This is a genomic window from Streptomyces sp. NPDC001480 (genome assembly GCF_042894725.1).
In the GTDB taxonomy this organism is placed as follows: Bacteria; Actinomycetota; Actinomycetes; order Streptomycetales; family Streptomycetaceae; genus Streptomyces.
The window spans coordinates 334709-353293 of sequence record NZ_JBIAVX010000002.1 but is presented as its reverse complement, the minus strand read 5'-3'; the positions used below and the strand labels follow the sequence as shown (position 1 = coordinate 353293).

Annotated in this window: 19 protein-coding genes; 8 read left to right on the top strand and 11 right to left on the bottom strand. The window is 73.2% G+C overall.

Features of this window, described 5'->3' with window-relative positions; genetic code table 11:
- The first annotated feature begins 141 nt into the window (after positions 1 to 141).
- The gene (locus ACFY01_RS05500; RefSeq protein WP_390734334.1) at positions 142 to 537 is read left to right on the top strand and encodes a luciferase family protein; all 396 of its coding nucleotides are present in this window, start codon (positions 142 to 144) and stop codon (positions 535 to 537) included.
- Positions 538 to 579: 42 nt separating this feature from the next.
- Here the strand turns inward: ACFY01_RS05500 and ACFY01_RS05495 are convergent, their stop codons facing one another.
- Together ACFY01_RS05495 and ACFY01_RS05490 are read right to left on the bottom strand one after the other, a co-directional pair.
- The gene (locus ACFY01_RS05495) at positions 580 to 1359 is read right to left on the bottom strand and encodes a DeoR/GlpR family DNA-binding transcription regulator (protein WP_390734333.1); all 780 of its coding nucleotides are present in this window, start codon (positions 1357 to 1359) and stop codon (positions 580 to 582) included.
- A gap of 133 nt (positions 1360 to 1492) precedes the next feature.
- Positions 1493 to 2629 (bottom strand): methyltransferase, encoded by a 1137-nt coding sequence (locus ACFY01_RS05490; RefSeq protein WP_390734667.1) that lies wholly within the window; start codon positions 2627 to 2629, stop codon positions 1493 to 1495.
- A gap of 67 nt (positions 2630 to 2696) precedes the next feature.
- Between ACFY01_RS05490 and ACFY01_RS05485 the strand changes: the two genes are divergently transcribed.
- The 3 genes from ACFY01_RS05485 to ACFY01_RS05475 are packed head-to-tail and all read left to right on the top strand — an operon-like array spanning position 2697 to position 5368.
- Complete coding sequence (locus ACFY01_RS05485; protein ID WP_390734332.1) at positions 2697 to 3371, top strand: alpha-ketoglutarate-dependent dioxygenase AlkB family protein; 675 nt, start codon at positions 2697 to 2699, stop codon at positions 3369 to 3371.
- Positions 3372 to 3395: 24 nt separating this feature from the next.
- Positions 3396 to 4634, top strand: coding sequence for an ROK family protein (locus ACFY01_RS05480; protein ID WP_390734331.1), 1239 nt, complete (start codon positions 3396 to 3398; stop codon positions 4632 to 4634).
- On the top strand, positions 4631 to 5368 hold the full coding sequence (locus ACFY01_RS05475) for an NUDIX hydrolase (protein WP_390734330.1): 738 nt from the start codon (positions 4631 to 4633) through the stop codon (positions 5366 to 5368). The genes ACFY01_RS05480 and ACFY01_RS05475 overlap by 4 nt, the downstream gene beginning before the upstream one ends.
- Before the next feature lie 242 nt (positions 5369 to 5610).
- On the opposite strand, the gene ACFY01_RS05470 is transcribed toward ACFY01_RS05475, so the two are convergent.
- From ACFY01_RS05470 to ACFY01_RS05455, 4 genes are read right to left on the bottom strand one after another with little or no spacing between them, the layout of a single operon-like run.
- Positions 5611 to 6525 carry a phosphotriesterase gene (locus tag ACFY01_RS05470; RefSeq protein WP_390734329.1) on the bottom strand — a complete coding sequence of 305 codons (915 nt, stop codon included), beginning with the start codon at positions 6523 to 6525 and terminating at the stop codon, positions 5611 to 5613.
- A 5-nt stretch (positions 6526 to 6530) separates the two neighbouring features.
- Positions 6531 to 7115 carry a DUF4865 family protein gene (locus ACFY01_RS05465; protein WP_390734328.1) on the bottom strand — a complete coding sequence of 195 codons (585 nt, stop codon included), beginning with the start codon at positions 7113 to 7115 and terminating at the stop codon, positions 6531 to 6533.
- 13 nt (positions 7116 to 7128) lie between these two features.
- Complete coding sequence (locus ACFY01_RS05460) at positions 7129 to 7524, bottom strand: cupin domain-containing protein (RefSeq protein WP_390734327.1); 396 nt, start codon at positions 7522 to 7524, stop codon at positions 7129 to 7131.
- A gap of 12 nt (positions 7525 to 7536) precedes the next feature.
- On the bottom strand, positions 7537 to 8109 hold the full coding sequence (locus tag ACFY01_RS05455) for a TetR/AcrR family transcriptional regulator (protein ID WP_390734326.1): 573 nt from the start codon (positions 8107 to 8109) through the stop codon (positions 7537 to 7539).
- 163 nt (positions 8110 to 8272) lie between these two features.
- Between ACFY01_RS05455 and ACFY01_RS05450 the strand changes: the two genes are divergently transcribed.
- Both ACFY01_RS05450 and ACFY01_RS05445 read left to right on the top strand, forming a co-directional pair.
- Positions 8273 to 8557: an SHOCT domain-containing protein gene (locus ACFY01_RS05450; protein WP_390734325.1), complete on the top strand. Its 285-nt coding sequence runs from the start codon at positions 8273 to 8275 to the stop codon at positions 8555 to 8557.
- A gap of 276 nt (positions 8558 to 8833) precedes the next feature.
- Complete coding sequence (locus ACFY01_RS05445; RefSeq protein WP_390734324.1) at positions 8834 to 9358, top strand: DinB family protein; 525 nt, start codon at positions 8834 to 8836, stop codon at positions 9356 to 9358.
- Positions 9359 to 9413: 55 nt separating this feature from the next.
- Here ACFY01_RS05445 and ACFY01_RS05440 read toward each other — a convergent pair whose 3' ends face one another.
- Both ACFY01_RS05440 and ACFY01_RS05435 read right to left on the bottom strand, forming a co-directional pair.
- On the bottom strand, positions 9414 to 10013 hold the full coding sequence (locus ACFY01_RS05440) for an ATP-binding protein (RefSeq protein ID WP_390734323.1): 600 nt from the start codon (positions 10011 to 10013) through the stop codon (positions 9414 to 9416).
- 201 nt (positions 10014 to 10214) lie between these two features.
- Positions 10215 to 10538, bottom strand: a complete 324-nt coding sequence (locus ACFY01_RS05435; protein ID WP_390734322.1) for a hypothetical protein — start codon at positions 10536 to 10538, stop codon at positions 10215 to 10217.
- Positions 10539 to 10892: 354 nt separating this feature from the next.
- Here ACFY01_RS05435 and ACFY01_RS05430 point away from each other — a divergent pair, with 354 nt between their 5' ends.
- Complete coding sequence (locus ACFY01_RS05430) at positions 10893 to 12017, top strand: PLP-dependent cysteine synthase family protein (protein ID WP_390734321.1); 1125 nt, start codon at positions 10893 to 10895, stop codon at positions 12015 to 12017.
- A gap of 43 nt (positions 12018 to 12060) precedes the next feature.
- Here ACFY01_RS05430 and ACFY01_RS05425 read toward each other — a convergent pair whose 3' ends face one another.
- Together ACFY01_RS05425 and ACFY01_RS05420 are read right to left on the bottom strand one after the other, a co-directional pair.
- On the bottom strand, positions 12061 to 12537 hold the full coding sequence (locus tag ACFY01_RS05425; RefSeq protein WP_390734320.1) for an SRPBCC family protein: 477 nt from the start codon (positions 12535 to 12537) through the stop codon (positions 12061 to 12063).
- A gap of 71 nt (positions 12538 to 12608) precedes the next feature.
- Positions 12609 to 13439: a DeoR/GlpR family DNA-binding transcription regulator gene (locus ACFY01_RS05420; protein ID WP_390734319.1), complete on the bottom strand. Its 831-nt coding sequence runs from the start codon at positions 13437 to 13439 to the stop codon at positions 12609 to 12611.
- Positions 13440 to 13726: 287 nt separating this feature from the next.
- Here ACFY01_RS05420 and ACFY01_RS05415 point away from each other — a divergent pair, with 287 nt between their 5' ends.
- Positions 13727 to 16105, top strand: a complete 2379-nt coding sequence (locus tag ACFY01_RS05415) for a hypothetical protein (protein ID WP_390734318.1) — start codon at positions 13727 to 13729, stop codon at positions 16103 to 16105.
- On the opposite strand, the gene ACFY01_RS05410 is transcribed toward ACFY01_RS05415, so the two are convergent.
- Positions 16075 to 18516, bottom strand: a complete 2442-nt coding sequence (locus ACFY01_RS05410; protein ID WP_390734317.1) for a right-handed parallel beta-helix repeat-containing protein — start codon at positions 18514 to 18516, stop codon at positions 16075 to 16077. The genes ACFY01_RS05415 and ACFY01_RS05410 overlap by 31 nt on opposite strands.
- Between the last annotated feature and the right edge of the window lie 69 nt (positions 18517 to 18585).

Sequence of the window (18585 nt, the reverse complement as noted above, 5' to 3'; positions counted from 1 at the left end):
GGCGATCGCCCACTTGATCGGCATTGTCGTCGGATTTTTCCGGGGTATAGAAGGCGCAAGTGCGGACAAGTCGCCGATGTGGATCGGTTAATACTCGCTCACGCGCTGGTTGCGGGAGAGTGAGCGCGCCATGATGGGCCCATGACGTTGGCCTCGCGCGCGCTCGCGCAACTGGCGACCTGGCCGGACCTGAGACAGGCGGCGCCGAGCTGCGGCCTGGGGCAGGCGGTGAGTTCGGCCGGGGGCGAGATCGCCCACTTCCACTCGGACCGGGATGTCGACCTCCGGCTGACGGCCCGCGCCATCCGCCACTTCGCCAAGAACCTCAACGGCTCGGGGGCGATCCGCATCGTCCCGGGTTCACAGTGGGTGACCATCCGTCTCGACGCCGCGAGCGACGTGGACCTGCTGCTGACGCTGGTGAGCGTCGCCCTCCAGGCCCAGCAGACCTGGCCCGACCCGGGCGACCGGCCGACGCTCGGCTGCAACGACCAGCGCGGTGCCGGGTTCGTGCGAGCGGCTCCCGGCGGGATCTGACGGCGGATCGGCTCGTCCCGCGTCCCACCTCCGGGCCCGCGGTCACACCGCGACGACCCGCACCCCCGCCTCCTCGAACCGGCGCACGGTGTCCTGGCCCACCGCCGTGTCCGTGACCAGCGTGTCCACCGAATCGGCCGCGCAGATCCGGGCGAAGGCCCGCTGACCCAGCTTGCTGGAATCCGCAGCGACGACCACCCGCTCGGCGCGCTCGCACAGCAGCCGGTTGATCGCGGCCTCCGCCTCGTCGTGTGCCGCCGCGCCGTGCACGGCGTCGAAGGCGACCACTCCGATCACCGCTACGTCGAGGGTGATCTGGCCGAGCACGCCGTCGGCGAGCGGGCCGACGAGTTCGTACGACTGCGGGCGGGCGACCCCGCCGGTCACCACAATCTTGAACTGGGGCCGCACGGCGAGCTCGTTGGCGATGTTGAGCGCGTTGGTGACGACGGTCAGCGCGGGTGAGCCCGAGGCGAGGTCGCCGCGCACAGCGAGGGCGCGGGCCACCTCGGTGGTGGTCGTGCCACCGGTCAGGCCCACCGCCTCGCCCGGCGCGACGAGATCCGCGACCGCCTCGGCGATGCGCTGCTTCTCCGGGGCGTGGCGGGCCGTCTTGTAGCGCAACGGCAGTTCGTACGACACCCCGTGCACCACCGCGCCGCCCCGTGTGCGCACCAGCATCTGCTGCTCGGCGAGCCGGTCGAAGTCCCGGCGGATCGTCGCGGGCGACACCTCCAGCTCGGCCGCCGCCTCCTCGACGTCCAGACGGCCGCGTTCGACGAGCAGTTCCAGCAGCGCCTTCCAGCGGGCGTCGCGCGACATCAGCGGCCTCCGTTTCCCGACATGCCGCGACCCTAGCGCACCCTGGCCGAAACTCGATGCTTGATTGTGCTCAAAAGGTGGCATTAAGTTGCAAGAAAGTGCAAGTGTGGCTCGTCCGTACCCGCCGCTCGGGTCAGCCCCGTTTCACGGCCTTGAGCACCACGAACTTGGGGTCGCTCGCGATCAGCCGGCTGTTGCCGAACAGGCGGCGCAGCTGCACGTGGTAGCCGAGGTGCCGGTTGCCGATCACCCACAGCTCGCCGCCCGGCCGCAGGGCGCGCCGTGCCCCGGTGAACATGCGCCGGGCGGTCGCGTCCGTCGTCGCCTGGTGGGAGTGGAACGGGGGGTTGTTGAGGACGACGTCCACACTGCCGGGAGCCACCCCGGCCAGCCCGTCCCCGACGCGGAACTCGGCGTGCCCGGGCACCCCGTTGGCCCTGTACGTGGCCTCCGCCGACGCCACCGCCTGGAACGACTCGTCGACGAACAGCACCTCGGCGGCCGGGTCGGCCAGCGCCACCGCCGTACCGACGACGCCGTTGCCGCAGCCGAGGTCCACCACCCGGCGCGAGCCGTCGGTGCCCGGCAGGTGCTGGAGGAAGAACCGGGTGCCGATGTCGAGCCGGTCCGCGCAGAACACGCCCGCGTGGTTGACGACCGTGCGTCCGGAGGCCGCGCCGATGCCGTCGGGCAGGTCGTAGCTGTACGGCCACGGGTTGGCCGGGCGCTCCAGCGCCGGGTCCGGGGTGCAGAGGACCAGCCGGGCCTTCTGCTGCGCCAGTGAGGTCCTTGTGGGACCGATGATCCGCTCGAACAGCCGCAGGGTCGAGGTGTGGATCTCCTTCACCATGCCGGTGCCGACGACGACCGTGCCCTCGTGCACGGCGGGCGCCAGCCGCAGCAGCTGGTCCTCCAGGAGCGCCAGGCTCTTCGGCACCCGGACCAGCAGGACGTCGATGCGCCCGGGCGGTGGATCCTGGGTGGTCAGCAGGCGCACCGCGCCGGCCTCCACACCGGCCCGGGCGAGGTTCGCGCGGGTCGCCTCCTGGCTGAGGTACGAGTCGGTGATCTGTGTCGGCCGGTGCGCCGCGAGCGCCGTGACCAGGGCGCCCCAGCGGTCACCGACGACCACGACCGTGCCGGACAGGGGGATCCGCTCCTCGGCCAGATGCCGGAGCAGGTACGCGTCGGAGGCGTCCCAGGCCCGCAGCCTGTCGCGCGGATCCTCGGGGAAGCGGGACAGTTCGAGTTCGCCCCACGGAGTCGTCATACGGTCGTTCATCGTGCGTCCAGGCTAGCCGAGCCGCAGCTCAGGGCCTGTCGGGCAGGATGGGGGTATGGAGGCGGAGCTGTTTCCCAGGGGGCGCACCCACGTCGTGCCGGGCGCCGTGCACGTCCCGGACTGGCTGGACGCCGGCGCACAGCGCGAACTGCTGGCCGCCTGCCGGGAATGGGCTCGCCCGCCGGCCGGTCTGCGCAGCGTCCGCACGCCCGGCGGCGGCACGATGACCGCCCGGCAGGTCTGTCTGGGCTGGCACTGGTACCCGTACTCCTACGCCCGCACGGTCGTCGACGGCGACGGCACCCCTGTGAAGCCCTTCCCGGCCTGGCTGGGCGACCTGGGCCGCCGCGCGGTCGCCGACGCCCTCGGCCCGGATGCGGCCACGGGGGCGGCGTACGACATCGCCCTGATCAACTTCTACGACGGCGACGCCCGCATGGGCATGCACCGCGACAGCGACGAGAAGTCCGGCGCACCGGTGGTCTCGCTCAGCCTCGGCGACACCTGCGTCTTCCGCTTCGGCAACACCGAGACCCGGGCCAGGCCCTACACCGACGTCGAGCTGCGCAGCGGCGACCTGTTCGTCTTCGGCGGGCCTTCCCGGCTCGCCTACCACGGCGTCCCCCGGGTGCACGCCGGCACCGCACCGCCCGCGCTCGGGCTGACCGGGCGGCTGAACATCACTTTGCGGGTGAGCGGTTTCCAGGTCGCGGCGCCGGACGCCCCGTGAGCGGATCATGGGAGACTCGCCCTCATGAGCGGCAAGGCGGACCCCCGGACAGCGGGGGATGGGACCACCTCGAGGACGCGGCTGGACCGGGGGCGCGGTGCGCTCGGGCCCGCGTTGGAGCTCGTGCACACCGGGCGGGCGCCCACCCGAGCCGTCCTCACCACCGAACTGGGCGTCACCCGGGCGACGGCCGGTGCGGTCGCCGCCGAACTGGAGGCGCTCGGCCTGATCCGGGTCGACGCCCGCCCCGGTGCGGCAGCCGGTTCCCAGGGGCGCCCCTCGCACCGGCTGGAGGTCGCCGAGGACGGTCCAGTCGCGCTGGCCGCGCAGGTGCACGCCGACGGGTTCCGGGCCGCGCTGGTCGGGCTCGGCGGCCGGATCGTGGCGACCGCGCCCGGCTGCGAGACCGTCGACGCCGACCCGGCGAAGGTGCTCGGCTCCGTCGTGCAGGCGGGCGCCGAGCTGCTTCGCCGCACCGGCCGGCGCTGTGTCGGCGCCGGGCTCGCCGTGCCGTCGGCGGTGGCCGAACCGGAGGGCCTGGCCCTCAACCCGCTGCACCTGGCCTGGCCCGTGGGCGCGCCGGTGCGCCGGATCTTCGCCGAGTGCGTGCGCGCGGCCGGGATCACCGGGCCGGCCTTCGCCGGCAACGACGTCAACCTCGTCGCGCTCGCCGAGCACCGGCACGGGGCGGGCCGGGGCGCCCGGGACCTGCTGTGCGTGGCCACCGGGCACCGGGGCGTCGGCGGCGCCCTGGTGCTGGACGGCCGCCTGCACACGGGCAGTTCGGGTCTCGCCCTGGAAGTCGGCCATCTCACCGTCAACCCCGAGGGCCGCCCCTGCCACTGCGGCAGCCGCGGCTGCCTCGACGTCGAGGCGGACCCGCTGGCCCTGCTCATCGAGGCAGGCCGCGACCCGGGCCCCGAGGTGTCCCTGCTCCAGCAGGCCATCGACCTGATCCGCCACCACTACGCCGACCCGACGGTCCGCACCGCCGCCGAGGCGCTGATCGACCGCCTCGGCCTGGGCCTGGCGGGCCTGGTGAACATCCTCAACCCCGACCGCATCATCCTCGGCGGCCTGCACCGCACCCTGCTCGACGCCGACCCCGACCGGCTGCGCGCGGTCGTCGCCGACCGCAGCCTGTGGGGCCAGAGCGGCGGCGTCCCCATCCTGCCCTGCACCCTCGACCACAGCAGCCTGGTCGGCGCCGCCGAACTGGCCTGGCAGCCGGTGCTCGACGATCCACTGGGGGCGCTGCGGTGACCGAGCCGCCCGCCGTCGAACTCCTGCCGGCGCGGGACGTCCGGCTCGTCGAGACGCCACCGCCCGAGCTGTCCCCGGGGGAACGCTCGGCGATGGACCGCGTGTGGGAGGAGGCGGTCCTGGCCAACCCGACCCTGTTCGACGGGCCCATGGCCGCCCTCACCGGACTGGCAGTGGAGAAGCCGCACGGCCTGGTCCTGTCCTGGACCCGCACCACCTACCGGTCGCGCGCGCTGCGCCGGGTCCCCGGAGCCACCGCCTGGCTGCCCTCCCTGTTCGTGTCCGTCGCGCAGCCGACCGACGACAGGGGCCTGCTGGTGGGCCGGATGGCACCGTGGACCGCCGCCCCGGGCCGCTGGCAGCTGCCGGGCGGCAATGTCGAACCACCGTACCCCGGTGAGGACTTGGACCTGGCCGCCCTGCGCCGGCACGCGGCCCGCGAGCTGGCCGAGGAGACCGGGTCGGACACCGGGCCGGACGCGCTGACCCTGCGGCTCGTCACCCGTGGCCGCAACGGTGCCGTCGGTGTCCTGTTCCTCGCCCCACCGTGCCCCGCCTCGGTGCTGCACGAGCGGTACACGGCCCTGGCCGCCGTGGAGAAGGCCGAGGGACACGGCCCCGAGTTCGACCGGATCGCGCTGATCCGCTCACCGGACGAACTGGCCGCGTTGGACGGCCCGCACGTCGACTATCTGGAGCCGGTCGTCCGGCACTTGGCGGAGCCGAGCGCCTAGGCTCTGTCGTTTGGATCAGGCCGGCCGTAGGTCACGGCGCCTTCCAGCCGACCCGAGCGGGGTCTGGTGCGTGCAGCTGCAAGGCGGAGGAGGGCGCCGACGCGATGGGGGTCCCCCCGCTCGAGCGAAGCCGAGAGTGGGGGAGTTGGCAACCGACGACAACGCCGCAGATGTGCGTGCCAGACCCCGCGACGCCGGGATGATCCAAACGGCAGGGCCTAGATCCGTCGGGTCAAGGCGGCTCACCGCCAGTCGACGGCGAACGCCCGCCCCGGGTTGTCGGTGAGGATCGCCCGTACCGGCTCCGTGCCGAGTACGGCCTCAAGTCGCGGCCGCACCCGGCGCAGCAGATACGGCATCCCCGGCCCGCCGTCGGCCGACCGGGCCCCGGCGACCACCGTGTCCCCGCCGAGCAGCAGCCGATGCCCGAACCCGGCCTCGGCCAGGGCCTGTACGGCGTCCGGCATCCGCCAGTCGGTGGCGTGATGGGCGCGGGACGGGCCGTCGAACGCCAGCCAGCAGCCGGTGTCCGCGGCCTGCCGCTGCACCACGGGGTCGGGGGAGCGGTTGAGGTGCCCGAGGATCACCCGGTGCGGCGCTACCTCCAACTCGCCGCACAGCAGGTCCAGTACGTCGAGCGCGCCGGTGCCCAGCTCCAGGTGCACGGCGATCGGCGCGCCCGTCGCGTGGTGCGCCTCGGCCGCGGCGGTCATCGTCCAGCGGGTGTGCGCGTCGAGGGCGTGGAAGCCGCCCGCCACCTTGATCAGCCCGGCGCGGACCCCGGACGTGCCGATGCCCTCGGTCAGTTCGGCGACGAAGACGGCGGCGAGCCGGCCGCGCAGCGCACCGAGCGCCTCCGGTGTGTAGTGGGCCGCTTGGTGCAGTCCCGTCGCGCACACCAGGTGCACCCCGGTGGCCCGGGACAGCGGCGGCAGGCCCGCGGCCCGGCGGCCCATCCCGTACGGCGTCCACTGCACCACGCTCGCCCCGCCCGCCGCGCGGAACGCCTCCAGTTCGGCGCGCGCGGCGGCGGCGTCGTTCAGCTCCTGGCCGGGCAGCTGGGGGCTGGACAGGAAGAGGTGGTCGTGCGCGTCGCACACGCCCAGGTCCTCGGGGCGTATGTCGCCGAGCACCGTGCGGACCGCGGCGTTCCCCATCGCCGTCACCACTGCCGTCCGCGCGGCAGCCGTTCCCTTCCGGGGGCCGACAGGTGCAGCACCTGGAAGACGTCCCCGGGCGCCTTGGGGGTGTCGTGCGCCCAGAGCGAGAAGTGGACCAGTTCCCAGTGGTGCGTGTCCACGGCGGCCGCCGCCAGCACGGCACCGTCCTCGGCGGCCAGCCGTCCGGTCTCGCGCACCGCCTCCGCCATCACACCGGACAACTCGGCCCCGTCCGGCACCGGTTCGTGCCGGCGCACGGCGACGGCGGCCCGGGAGCCCGCGGCGGCCCCCTCCTCGTACGCCAGCCCCGTCCACCGCCGTGCCGCCGGGCGCCCGAAATCGTCGACGAGCCCCTGGAAGGCGCCGCCCCACAGGAAGCGGTTCATGCCCTCCACGGTGTTCCACAGGTAGAACGGCGCGTACTGGTTGACCGGGGATCCGTGCGTGCCGCGTTCACGCATCAGATACGCCTTGAGGCCGAGGCCCTCCCAGTCGTCGAGCCGGTGCCCGATGCGGGCCACCCGCTCACGGATGATCTCCATGTCGTAGTCGGCGGGGAACGTCAGCTCGTACTGGAGCGCGTGCATCCGGGATCCTTCCTCAGGCCGGGTAGTCGTCGGGGGTCACGTGGGCGTCCCACTCGGTGGTGGTGCCGTCCTCGGCGGCCTCGACGACCGCGAGATGGGTCATGAAGGTGCGGGGGGCCGCGCCGTGCCAGTGCCATTCGCCGGGCTCGATCCACACCGTGTCTCCGGCCCGGATCGCCTCGACGGGGCCGCCCCTGCGCCGGACCAGTCCCTCACCCTCCAGGACGTGCAGCACCTGGCCGTGGGGGTGCCGGTGCCAGGCGGTGTGCGCACCGGGTGCGAAGTGCACGTTGAACATCCGCAGCCGGGAAGGGGGTTCGGGCGCGGCCACCTCGTCGAGCCACACCGTGCCGGTGAAGTTCTCGGCCGGGCCCTGCTGTGTGTCGGGGCGTTTCCTCGTGATGTGCACGTGCGTGCGCTCCTATCGCGGGGCGAGCAGGGACAGCAGTCCTCGGACACCGGCGTCGAAGGCGGTGGGGGAGCCGGAGGCGCGGGCGAGGACGTAACCGCCCTGCACGGTGGCCAGGACCGTCGCCGCGATCTCCTCGCCGTCCAGCCAAGGCGGGAACTGGCCCTGCTCCTTGCCCTCCTCGACGATTGCGGCGACCAGCTCGCGGATCGCGTCGAGGGTCTCGTCGACCGGAGCGCGCAGCTCGTCGCTCGCGATGACGTCCGGGTCCATCGTCAGCCGCCCGACCGGGCAGCCGCGCAGCACGTCGCGCTCGCGGCGCAGATACGCCTCGATGCGCTCGTACGGCGTTCCCGGCCCGGTGAGTACTCCCTCGGCGGTAGCCCGCAACTCCTCGGCCGTCCGCCGGATCGCCGCCAGCGCGAGGTCGGGCTTCCCTTTGAAGTGGTGGTACATGCTGCCCTGTCCGGCGCCCGCGCGCTCCAGGATCGCCTTCGGGCTGGTGCCCACGTAACCGCGCTCCCACAACAGCTCACGGGTGGACTCGATGAGTCGGTCCGAAGTGCTCATGCGCCCACTGTACATACTGGTAGTTACAGAAGTCGAGGTCTTGTTCGGAGCAGCGCGGAGGGGCGCCCGTACTCCCCAGGAGGTACGCGCAGTGCCGCTGGCCGTACGACGACCCGGACCCCTCTCCGGCGCGAGTCTCGGGACATCACCACCGGACCCACTCAGGAGATGACCCGAGATGCACACCCTCGCAGCCTGGAACGGCGGCCCCGGCCCCTGGATCCTCTTCTTCCCGCTGATCTGGGCGGCCGTCGTGATCGGCGTCGCCGGCGTCCTGCGACGCACGGTGTGGCGCGGCCGCCGCGGACCGTGGCGCATGGTCGACGACCCCCGCCCCTCCGGCGACTCGCCCCTCGCCGTCCTCGGCCGCCGCTTCGCCTCCGGCGAGATCGACGAGGACGAGTACTGGCGCCGGCTGTCGGTCCTGGACGAGCAGTTCGGCCGCAAGGGCGGTGCGGCATGACCATGGCCACCACCGTGCGAACGGCCGCGGCGACGCGCCGCATACGTCGGCGACACCGGCCTCGGCGGGCTGGACGACCGCCTCGCTCAAAGCGACCATGAGCCCCGGCTCACCCCCTCCTCGCCGTGACCTTCAGGTCCGGTGTGAGCCCGGACGCGGGCAAGGCGGCGGTCCCTGCGGTGACCGCGCGGTTCGGCAGCCTCGAGGTGCAGCCGCGCGACGAGTAGAGGCCGATCGAGGTCATGGGCTGACCTACATGTCTTCTACGGTCAGCCCATGTCCACTTCTCCGGAGAACGTCTCGCCCCGTCCCACCGAGCACGGTGAACTGCTGGGGGCCCTCGCCGAGCAGCGGGAGCTCCTGCTCATCACCGTCCTCGGCATCACCGACGCGCAGGCCGTGCGGCGCACCACTGTCAGTGAGCTCACCCTGGGCGGCATCGTCAAGCACATGGCCCAGGGCCAGCGGGTGTGGGCGCGGATCCTCGCCGAGGGGGACGGGGAGCTGCCGGAGGGCATGCTCGACACGGGCCAGTACCGCATGGCCGACGGCGAGACGCTCGCGGGGCTGCTGGATCTGTACGCGGTCACGGCGCGGACGCTGGAAGAGGCCGTGACCGCTTTGCCGGACCTGAGTACGACCGTGCCTCTCCCCAGGACGCCCTGGTCCCCGCCGGAGACCGTCCACTGGTCGGCGCGCCGGATCGTGCTGCACCTGATCAGGGAGACGGCCCAGCACGCCGGGCACGCGGACATCATCCGGGAGGCACTGGACGGGGCGAGCACCACGGCTCAACGCTGAGGGCGCGAACCGTCCCACCGTCCCCCCGTCAGTCCGCCCGGGCTCCCCCGCCCGGTCAACCGGCGACGGTCGACCGGGCGGAAGCGTGCACCGGCGCGGCAGCGCGGACGGGGGTGGGAGTGTGGACCGGGGCCGGAGTGTGCGCCGGGACGGGAGCACAGGCCGCGGGTTCCACGGCGACCGGCTCGAAACGGCGTACGGGTGCCTCGGCGGTCGCGCGCCGCGGGGGACGGGCCGGCTGCCGGTCGGTCGCCGAGGGCGCGGGCAGCGTGAACCACACGACCTTGCCCTGGTCGCCGTCCGGCCGTGCGCCCCAGCTCTCGCTCACCGCGGCCACCATCGCGAGCCCCCGCCCGCAGGTGGCCAGCGGACCGAGATCCGCGATGTCCCCGGCCACGGGGAGGCGCGGATCGTGGTCGCGCACCGACACCATGAGCCGGCCGAGGACCAGCTCCATCTCCACCGTGCACAACTTGTCCGGCTGGGCGTGCCGGTGAACATTGCTCAGCAGCTCGGTCACACCGAGCGAGGCACGGTCTATCAACGCGTCCAGATGCCAGTAGCGCAACTGCGCAGATACGATTCTGCGGACCTGGCCGATCCGCGACGGCAGGGCTTGGAGCTCCACCGTGCAGTGCTTTGGATGACTGATCACGGCTGCGACTCCCCGATGTGAGGTCCGGTCGATCCCGGAAGAACACGGAGAACACGGAGAACAGATCCAGCAGGGGGCTTGCGTCCAAACGTCCGCCTGCTGTTGTGGCCGGCGGGCTGGTTCGCAGCGTTATCGCCGGTAAACCCAGAGTGACGTGGAACCAGAGTGACGCAAGGGGTGCGGTCCCGCAACTCGCCGCGCTCAGCCTTCGTGTCCGGCGGCCCGGCGTACGGCGTCGATGAACCGGCGCGCCGCGGGCGGCCCCGGCTCGCCCGGAGCGGGGTCGTGCTCGCCCAGGGTGAGCAGGTACCGCTTGCCGTTGAGGTCGGCCAGAGCCCGGTCCTCCGGGGCGAACCAGGGCTTGGAGGCGCGCACCGCCTGCACCGGCGCGCTGTCGATCTCGCTGCCGTAGCTGGTGAGCAACTCCAGCCTGCCGTCGCTGATCCGGACCTGTCCGGCCCGCGTGAGCGAACGCAGCCGCTTTCCGATCCGCACGCCCATGGCCGTGAACTCCGGCTCCGCCATCCCTCGCCGCCCCCTTGCGCGTCGCTCGCCGGACCCGAGCCCTTCCGGGTCGTGATCCGGCCCTGCCCTTCGTGCATCCGTGTGATCCAGTGTGCGCCCCCGTCCCGTCGGTGCAGTCTGCCCGCGTGTGCCGCCGAGCACCAGTCCGCACGGGGCGCGTGCGACCGGCGCCAGGAGCACTCGCATGAATGCGCCCCCTGCGGTCCGCGCTTGGTCCGCACCTGCTTGCCCCAGGGGCGTCTTTGGGTGACTCAAAGATGCGTTTATGCAGGTGGGAAGCGGTGCGGAAGCTGCCTATCATCGAATTGTCGGCCGCGCGAGGCGCCGTCGGAGCGAAGCGTAAGGAGCCCCGCCGTGAGCACCACCCCACAGACCCGGACCGGCACCACCCTCGACGTCGACCGCGGTGACACCGCGTACCGCGACTGGCTGAAAGAGGCCGTCCGTAAAGTGCAGGCCGACGCCAACCGCTCGGCCGACACGCACCTGCTGCGATTCCCGCTGCCCGAGCAGTGGGGCATCGACCTTTACCTGAAGGACGAGTCGACCCACCCGACCGGCAGCCTCAAGCACCGCCTCGCCCGCTCCCTGTTCCTCTACGGCCTGTGCAATGGCTGGATCCGTCCGGACCGCCCGGTGATCGAGGCGTCCAGCGGCTCGACGGCCGTCTCCGAGGCGTACTTCGCCAAGCTGATCGGTGTGCCCTTCATCGCGGTGATGCCCCGCACGACGAGCGCCGAGAAGTGCCGCCTCATCGAGTTCCACGGCGGCCGGTGCCACTTCGTGGACGACTCCCGGAAGATGTACGAGGAGTCCGCCCGCCTCGCGGTGGAGACCGGCGGCCACTACATGGACCAGTTCACCTACGCCGAACGGGCCACGGACTGGCGCGGCAACAACAACATCGCCGAATCCATCTTCAGACAGCTCCGGTTGGAGCGGTACCCGGAGCCGGCGTGGATCGTCGCCACGGCGGGCACGGGCGGCACCTCCGCGACCCTCGCGCGCTACGTCCACTACATGCAATATGACACCCGCATTTGTGTCGCCGATCCGGAGAACTCGTGTTTCTTCGAGGGCTGGACCACCGGCGATCCGGACGTCACCTGCGACTGCGGTTCGCGCATCGAGGGCATCGGCCGTCCCCGCATGGAGCCCAGCTTCGTGCCCGGCGCCATCGACCGCATGATGAAGGTCCCGGACGCCGCCAGCGTCGCCGCGGTACGCGCCCTGGAGCGGTCCATCGGCCGCAAGGCGGGCGGCTCCACCGGTACCGGCCTGTGGAGCGCCCTGAAGATCGTCTCCGAGATGGTGGCCGAGGGGCGCACGGGCAGCGTGGTCACCCTGCTGTGCGACCCCGGCGACCGCTACCTCGACAAGTACTACTCCGACGCGTGGCTGGCGGAACAGGGGCTGGACATCATGCCGTACACCGCGGCGATCGACTCGCTGCTGCTGACGGGCGTGTGGCCGGCCTGACCCGCCCGCTCACGGCGTCGCCGAGGACCAGGAGGAGCCAGCCCTACGGCCGGCCCTGGCCGGCCAGTCGCCGGTCCAGCGCCGTCACCGCCCTGCGGAACGCCTGGCCCACGCCCGGGCGGGCCAGGGGCCATGCCAGGCGGAAGGGGGCCGTTCCGTCGAGTGCGAAGGTCATCCGCACCCGGGTCCCGGTGCCGGCGGGTGTGAGGTGCCACTCCTCGGCCCACGCCCGGGCGCCGGGAACGTTCGTCACGTCGACGCGGTAGGCGTACACCTCCGGCGCCTTCGCGAGCAGGACCGACTCCTCGAAGCGGACACCGCCCCGCAGCCGGATCTCCCGTCCGCCCTCGGTCGGCCGGGCGGACGCCACCGCCGAGAACCACTGCCGCCAGCCGGGCACGTCCTCGGCGAGCGCGTGGAAGACCGCCTCCGGTGCCGCGGCCGTCTCCCGCGCGAACACGAGCCGGACGGGGGCGGTCTCGGTGAAGTCGATCCCCACCGGGCGCAGACGGTGAGCCATGGGTCACAGACCCCCTCGTGGGATCCCGGCGGGCAGCGGACACTCGGCCGGTCACCCTAGCTGACGGCGTGTCAGATGTCTGCACTCTCGCCGGGCTCGCCCGCCACCACCAGCCGTCGCAGGTGCTCGGCGATCTCCGTCCGCGCCTCGGCGGGCAGACCCGCGTCCGTCACCAGCGTGTCGACCTGCTCCAGCGCGGCGAAGGAGCTCAGGCCCACGGTTCCCCACTTGGTGTGGTCGGCGACCACGACGACGCGCCGTGCGGACTGCACCAGCCGGCGGTTGGTCTCCGCCTCCGCCAGGTTCGGCGTCGACAGCCCGGCCTCCACCGATATCCCGTGCACCCCGAGGAACAGCATGTCGAAGTGGAGCGCCGCGATCGCCTGGTCGGCGACCGGCCCCACCAGGGAGTCGGACGGGGTCCGCACGCCGCCGGTCAGCACCACCGTGGCCGCGCCCTGCCGCTGGCCCGAGGAGCGCTGCGCCGCGTGGAAGACGTCCGCGACCCGCACCGAGTTCGTCACCACGGTCAGGTCGGGCACCTCCACCAGGTGGTGGGCCAGCGCATACGTCGTCGTACCGCCCGACAGCGCGATCGCCGTGCCCGGCGTGACCAGCTCCGCGGCGGACCGCGCGATGTCCTCCTTGGCGGTCAGCTCCAGACCCGACTTGGCCTCGAAGCCGGGTTCGTGCGTGCTCGCCTCGACCACCGGAACCGCGCCGCCGTGCACCTTTTCCAGTACGCCCTGGCGGGCCAGGGCGTCCAGGTCGCGGCGCACGGTCATGTCCGACACGCCGAGCTTGCGGGTCAGTTCGTTGACCCGCACGCCGCCGCGGCGCCGGACCTCATCGAGGATCAGGGCGCGCCGCTGCTCCGCGAGGAGGTTCTGATTCTCGCTCACGTACGCTCCGGTCCTTTCGCCTCAGCCGTCCGCCTCGCCTTCGCACCTGCTCCGACCAGGACGTTCCGTCCGTCCCCGGTGCGCGGCGTCCCATCTTGTCACGGGAAGGCCCCGGTGGCGCCACTGCCGCATCGACGCGCACATGTCATTCGGACATCACATGTACCGCCGCTCTTCACATGGATCGGGGAGATTCCGTGATGAGTGGTGTACCTCACAGTGCAACGGGTGATCCTGGTGCATGCACGGACACAAGCCATCGGCGCGTCACGGGGGAAGTGCGAACAGTGGAACGTGCACAGGAACGTGCCGCCGCGGGCGGGGCGAACGGCCTCGCCGCGCGGCCCGAGGACACCGGCGCCGCCCTGGAACTCCTGGTCCACGGAGTCGGGGGCACCACGCCGGAGAAGATGCTCGGCGACCCGCGCACGGTACGGGTCACCGGCGACGACACGGCGGCCGTGTTCCGGCGCGCGGAGGACGCCGACGCCGACGACGCCGCCGACGGGGAGAGACCCGGCGGCCACCGGGCCGGACCCGTGCCGGAGGCGTACGTCTGGTGCAACCTGACCTCCGGCAACGGCGCCCGCGCCTTGTGGCTGTTGCTGCTGCCGTTCATGGTCGTCAACCTCGCCCACTGGATGCGCCCCGCCGCCCCCGGCCGGCCCCGCGCGGTGCGGCTGTACGGGCTGCTGGTGCGGCTGGCCGGGCTCACCCTGACCGTGCTGCTGGTCGCGGCGGCCTGCGAGGTGGCCCTCGACCTGGCGGCCTGGCAGTGCGCGGGCACCGGCCCCTGCGCCCGGCGGCACTCCTGGCTGGGCTTCCTCTCGCCCGCCGTCTCCGGCGCCGGCTGGTGGAGCCGGCCCGGGCGGCGGCTCGCCGTGGCCGCCCTGGTCCCGGCCGCCCTCACCGCCCTCCTCTGGTACCTCTCGCACCGCACCTGGAGCGCGTACGAGTCCCAGAAGCCCCTCGAGCGCGCGCCCGAGCCCGACGAGGAGACCGGCCCCACCTCGCTGGGCCGCCCCGGCTTCTGGTACGGCCGCCGCCTGGTGGCCCGGCTGCGCGCCGCCCACACCGCCGCGGGCCTGCTCACGGTCGCCGCGGCGGTGCTGAGCCCGGCGGCCGGCTTCGACCGCCGGCCCGGCGGACCCGCCGCCCTGGACACCCTGGGCCGGCTGCTGGCGGTGGCGCTGCTCGCCTGGGCGGCCGTCACCGTGGCCGTGGTGTGCCGTCGGGGCCGCAGCGAGAACCGCCTCGACCAGGAACTCGACGAGCACCTCGTACGACGGCTGCCGCTCGGCGCCCTCCTCCTGCTCGGCCTCGTCATGCTGTACGCCGGCTGGTCCCGGCCGGGATGGCACTCCTCCGGTCGCCTGCCCGGCGACACCGCCTTCGCGGGCCTCGCCCTCGTCCAGGGCCTGCTGGCCGTCCTGCTCGCTGTGGTGGCACACCTGCTGCACCGCTCGGCCCCTGATCCGCGTGCGGCGATGCGCGGACTCGGCGGGCCGGCGGTCGTGCTCCTCGCCTGCGCGCTCGGCGGTGTGATGTCGGGCGGTGTCGCGCAGCGCGTGGCCGACTGGCTGGACGGCACCGGCGCCGCCATCGACGGCCCGCCGGTGCTGCTGACCTGGCAGTCCTCCGTGATCCCGCCGCTGCTCCTGGTACTGCTGGCGCTGGCCGCCCGGCTGGCTGGGCGCACCCACCGGCTCGCCCGCGCCGAGCGGGGCCGGGTCGAGCACGAGCACCGGGGCGAACCCGAGGACCGGGCGCGCACCCGCCGTATCGCCCGAGCCCGTGCCATGGCCGTCCTCACCGACCGTGGGCCCCTGGTCGTCGGTGTCCTCTCCGCCGCCACCCTGTTACTCGGCGCCGGGGCCCTGGCCGGCGCCCGGCTGACCGACCGGACCCCCGGCGAGGCCGCCGCGCGGACCTACGACGTCGTCCGGGGCGCCGCCGAGACCTCGCAGGCACTGGGCTCCTGGCTGGTCGGCGTCGGCTTCGTACTGTTCGTCACCTGGGGCCGGCGCGCCTACAAGGACGCCTCTGCCCGGCGCACCATCGGCATCCTGTGGGACGTCGGCACCTTCTGGCCGCGCGCCGCACACCCCTTCGCCCCGCCCTGCTACGCCGAGCGCGCCGTGCCGGACCTCACCTGGCGGATGGCCACCTGGACACGGCGCACCGGCGGACGCCTGGTGCTGTCCGGGCACTCCCAGGGCAGTGTGCTCGCGGCCGCCGCGGCCTGGCAGCTCACGCCCGCCGTGCGCGGGCGGGTCGCCCTGCTGACGTACGGTTCCCCGCTCGAACGCCTGTACGGCCGCTGGTTCCCGGCCCACTTCGGCCCGGCCGCGCTCGCCTCACTGCACCGGGACGTCGCCTGCTGGCGCAACCTCTACCGGCTCACCGACCCCATCGGCGGCCCGATCCGCCTGCCCGGCGACTGCGGCCCCGTGGTGGACCACACCCCGCTCGAGGATCCGCTGGCGTACGGCCGCACCGCCGAGCATCCGCTGCCCGCGCCCCTGCTCGGCCACTCCGACTACCAGGCCGACCCGGTGTTCGCCGAGGAACGGGCACGTCTGCTGGCCCGGCTGAGCCCCGGCCTGCCGGGCCCGCGGCACGTCCACGGCGAACCTCAGGGCAGCTCGGGCAGGTCCTCGGCGTAGAGCAGGGTCAGGTCGTCGGTGGTCGGCTCGGCGAGCTGCGCCACCCGGCTCGCGTGCCGCTCCACCATGGCCTCGAAGGTCTGGCGCGCCGTACGGCCGTTGCCGAACGCGGCGCCCTTGGGGATGGCCGTGAAGTACTTCAGCAGGGCCTCCGACGCGCCCGGGGCCAGCCGGTACTCGTGCTCGTCCGCCTGCTGCTGCACGATCCGCAGCAGCTCCTCGGGGCCGTAGTCGCCGAAGGTGATGGTGCGGGAGAAACGGGAGGCCACCCCGGGGTTGACGGACAGGAACCGCTCCATCTCCGCCGTGTAGCCCGCGACGATCACCACCACCGCGTCCCGGTGGTCCTCCATCAGCTTCACCAGGGTGTCGATGGCCTCCTTGCCGAAGTCACGGCCGGCGTCCTCGGGCGACAGCGCGTACGCCTCGTCGACGAACAGCACACCGCCGCGCGCCCGTTCGAATGCCTCCTGGGTGCGGATCGCGGTGGATCCGATGTGCTCGCCGACCAGGTCGACCCGGGACACCTCGACGAGATGTCCCTTGTCCAGCACCCCGAGGGAGGCGAGGATCTCGCCGTAGAGGCGGGCGACCGTGGTCTTGCCGGTGCCGGGGGAGCCGGTGAAGACCAGATGCCGCTTGACGGAGGCGGCCTTCAGGCCCGCCCGCTGCCGGCGCCGGCCCACCTCGATCATGTCGGTGAGGGCGCGGACCTCCCGTTTGACGCTCTCCAGGCCGACCAGCGCGTCCAGTTCACCGAGCACGTCCTTGGACGTCCGGGACACCTGCTCCGGTGCCACGGGGGCAGCGGCCGGGGGCAGCGGGTCGTCGGCCCGCTGGTCGGGGATCGGGCCCAGCAGACCGGGGGACCGGCTCGTCGTCTGCACGGCCGTCTCGCGCGCCGCGGACAGTCTGGGCCCGCCGCTCTCGTCGCTCGTGCAGTCCTCCACGACCGGACCGCTGCCGGGCGCGGCGTCCGGGCCGCCGTCCGCGAACTCGTAACCGCCGCGCGCACACCGCTCCGTGCGGCACTTCCGCAAGGTCGTACGGCATCCGTCGATCACATGGAAGCCGTAACCGCCGCTGCCCGTCACCCGGCAGCCGAGGAAGCTGCCCCGGCCGCCCGCCGACACGTAGAAACCCGCCTCCGCGGGAGAGTCGACCGTGCACCGCTCGATGACCGGGTCGGCGCCCTTGGTGACGATCACGCCCGTCTGGGTGCCGTCCACGGTGCAGTTGCTGAGGGTGCCGCCGCTGCCGTGGTCGCGGAACCAGGCGCCGGTCGCCGCCTCCCGGATCCGGCAGTCGTCGAGCTGGGCGGTCGCCCCGTCGCTCACGGACACGGCCGTGTTGCGCACCTGGGTGAGATCGCTGTCGACCACGTCCGCGCGCGAGCCGCGGTCCAGCACGAACAGCGCGTCCGGCACGTCGTGCACCCGGCAGGAGTCGAGCACCGCGGTGGCCCCGTCGCTCACCCACACCGCCGGATAGTCGCCCGTGCTGTCGAAGATCTCGCACTGGTTGGCGTCCACGCGGGTGCCCGGGTCCCACACGGACAGGCCGTTGCGCCCGAACTGACGCACCGTCGTCCGGGTCAGGGTCAGCACCGAGCGGGAGCGCAGGTCGACCGCGTTCTCCGGGATGTCGTGGATACGGCAGTCGGCGAGTGTGAGGACCGCGTCCGTGTCGAGCGTGACGCCGTCCGTGGTGGTGCGGTGCACATCGCAGTCGGTCAGGTGCGCGGTGGCCCGCGCGGTGACCTGCACCCCGGACCCCCGGACCTCGTACACCTCGCAGCCCACCGCCTCCAGCGCTGAGTTGTCGCCGGTCACGGTCAGACCCGAGCCCGACGCGTGGTGCACCCGGCAGCGCTCCAGCCGGGGGTGCCCGCCGCCGCTGACCGCCACACCGGACTGGCCGGCCGCGACCACCTCGCACTCCTCGAACACCCCGCCCCCGCCGTCCAGTACGGCGATGCCGACGCCGGCCGGATTGTCGACGGTGCAGCGGCGTACGGTCGGACGGGCGCCGCCGCGGACCTCGATGCCCGCGGCGGACCGGGTGACGACCCGCACGTCCATCAGCTCCGGTGTGCCCTCCTCGACGAGCAGGGCGGGAGAGGCCGCGTCCTGACCCTCGACGTGCAGGTCCCGCACCACCGCCGAGGCGCGCACGGTCAACGGCACGCCGTCCGGGGGCGCGATGCGCACGGAGCCGGGCGAGCCCTCGGGGCCGCGCAGCGTCACCGCCCGCTGGACGACGAGGTTCTCCCGGTACGTACCCGGGGCGACGGTGAGGACGTCACCGTCGGCCGCGGCCTCCAGAGCGGCGGCGAGCGAAGCGTACTCACCCGTGCGGCGCCGCCACCGCGATGTGCCGGTGTGCGTCACCTGGACCGTGCCCTGTGCCATGGCGTTGCTGTGCCCCCACCTCGTCGTATTGCAGGCTTGTTCGCCTTCGGGGCGCGCCCCTGCGGCTCG

Coding starts and splice junctions, on each gene's coding strand:
- ACFY01_RS05470 (WP_390734329.1), bottom strand. CDS start 6,525: ATGGGGAACGCCGCGGTCCGCACGGTGCTCGGCGACATACGCCCCGAG.
- ACFY01_RS05490 (WP_390734667.1), bottom strand. CDS start 2,629: ATGACGACTCCGTGGGGCGAACTCGAACTGTCCCGCTTCCCCGAGGAT.
- ACFY01_RS05435 (WP_390734322.1), bottom strand. CDS start 10,538: ATGGCGGAGCCGGAGTTCACGGCCATGGGCGTGCGGATCGGAAAGCGG.
- ACFY01_RS05455 (WP_390734326.1), bottom strand. CDS start 8,109: ATGTACAGTGGGCGCATGAGCACTTCGGACCGACTCATCGAGTCCACC.
- ACFY01_RS05465 (WP_390734328.1), bottom strand. CDS start 7,115: ATGCACGCGCTCCAGTACGAGCTGACGTTCCCCGCCGACTACGACATG.
- ACFY01_RS05480 (WP_390734331.1), top strand. CDS start 3,396: ATGAGCGGCAAGGCGGACCCCCGGACAGCGGGGGATGGGACCACCTCG.
- ACFY01_RS05485 (WP_390734332.1), top strand. CDS start 2,697: ATGGAGGCGGAGCTGTTTCCCAGGGGGCGCACCCACGTCGTGCCGGGC.
- ACFY01_RS05445 (WP_390734324.1), top strand. CDS start 8,834: ATGTCCACTTCTCCGGAGAACGTCTCGCCCCGTCCCACCGAGCACGGT.
- ACFY01_RS05410 (WP_390734317.1), bottom strand. CDS start 18,516: ATGGCACAGGGCACGGTCCAGGTGACGCACACCGGCACATCGCGGTGG.
- ACFY01_RS05495 (WP_390734333.1), bottom strand. CDS start 1,359: ATGTCGCGCGACGCCCGCTGGAAGGCGCTGCTGGAACTGCTCGTCGAA.
- ACFY01_RS05450 (WP_390734325.1), top strand. CDS start 8,273: ATGCACACCCTCGCAGCCTGGAACGGCGGCCCCGGCCCCTGGATCCTC.
- ACFY01_RS05425 (WP_390734320.1), bottom strand. CDS start 12,537: ATGGCTCACCGTCTGCGCCCGGTGGGGATCGACTTCACCGAGACCGCC.
- ACFY01_RS05500 (WP_390734334.1), top strand. CDS start 142: ATGACGTTGGCCTCGCGCGCGCTCGCGCAACTGGCGACCTGGCCGGAC.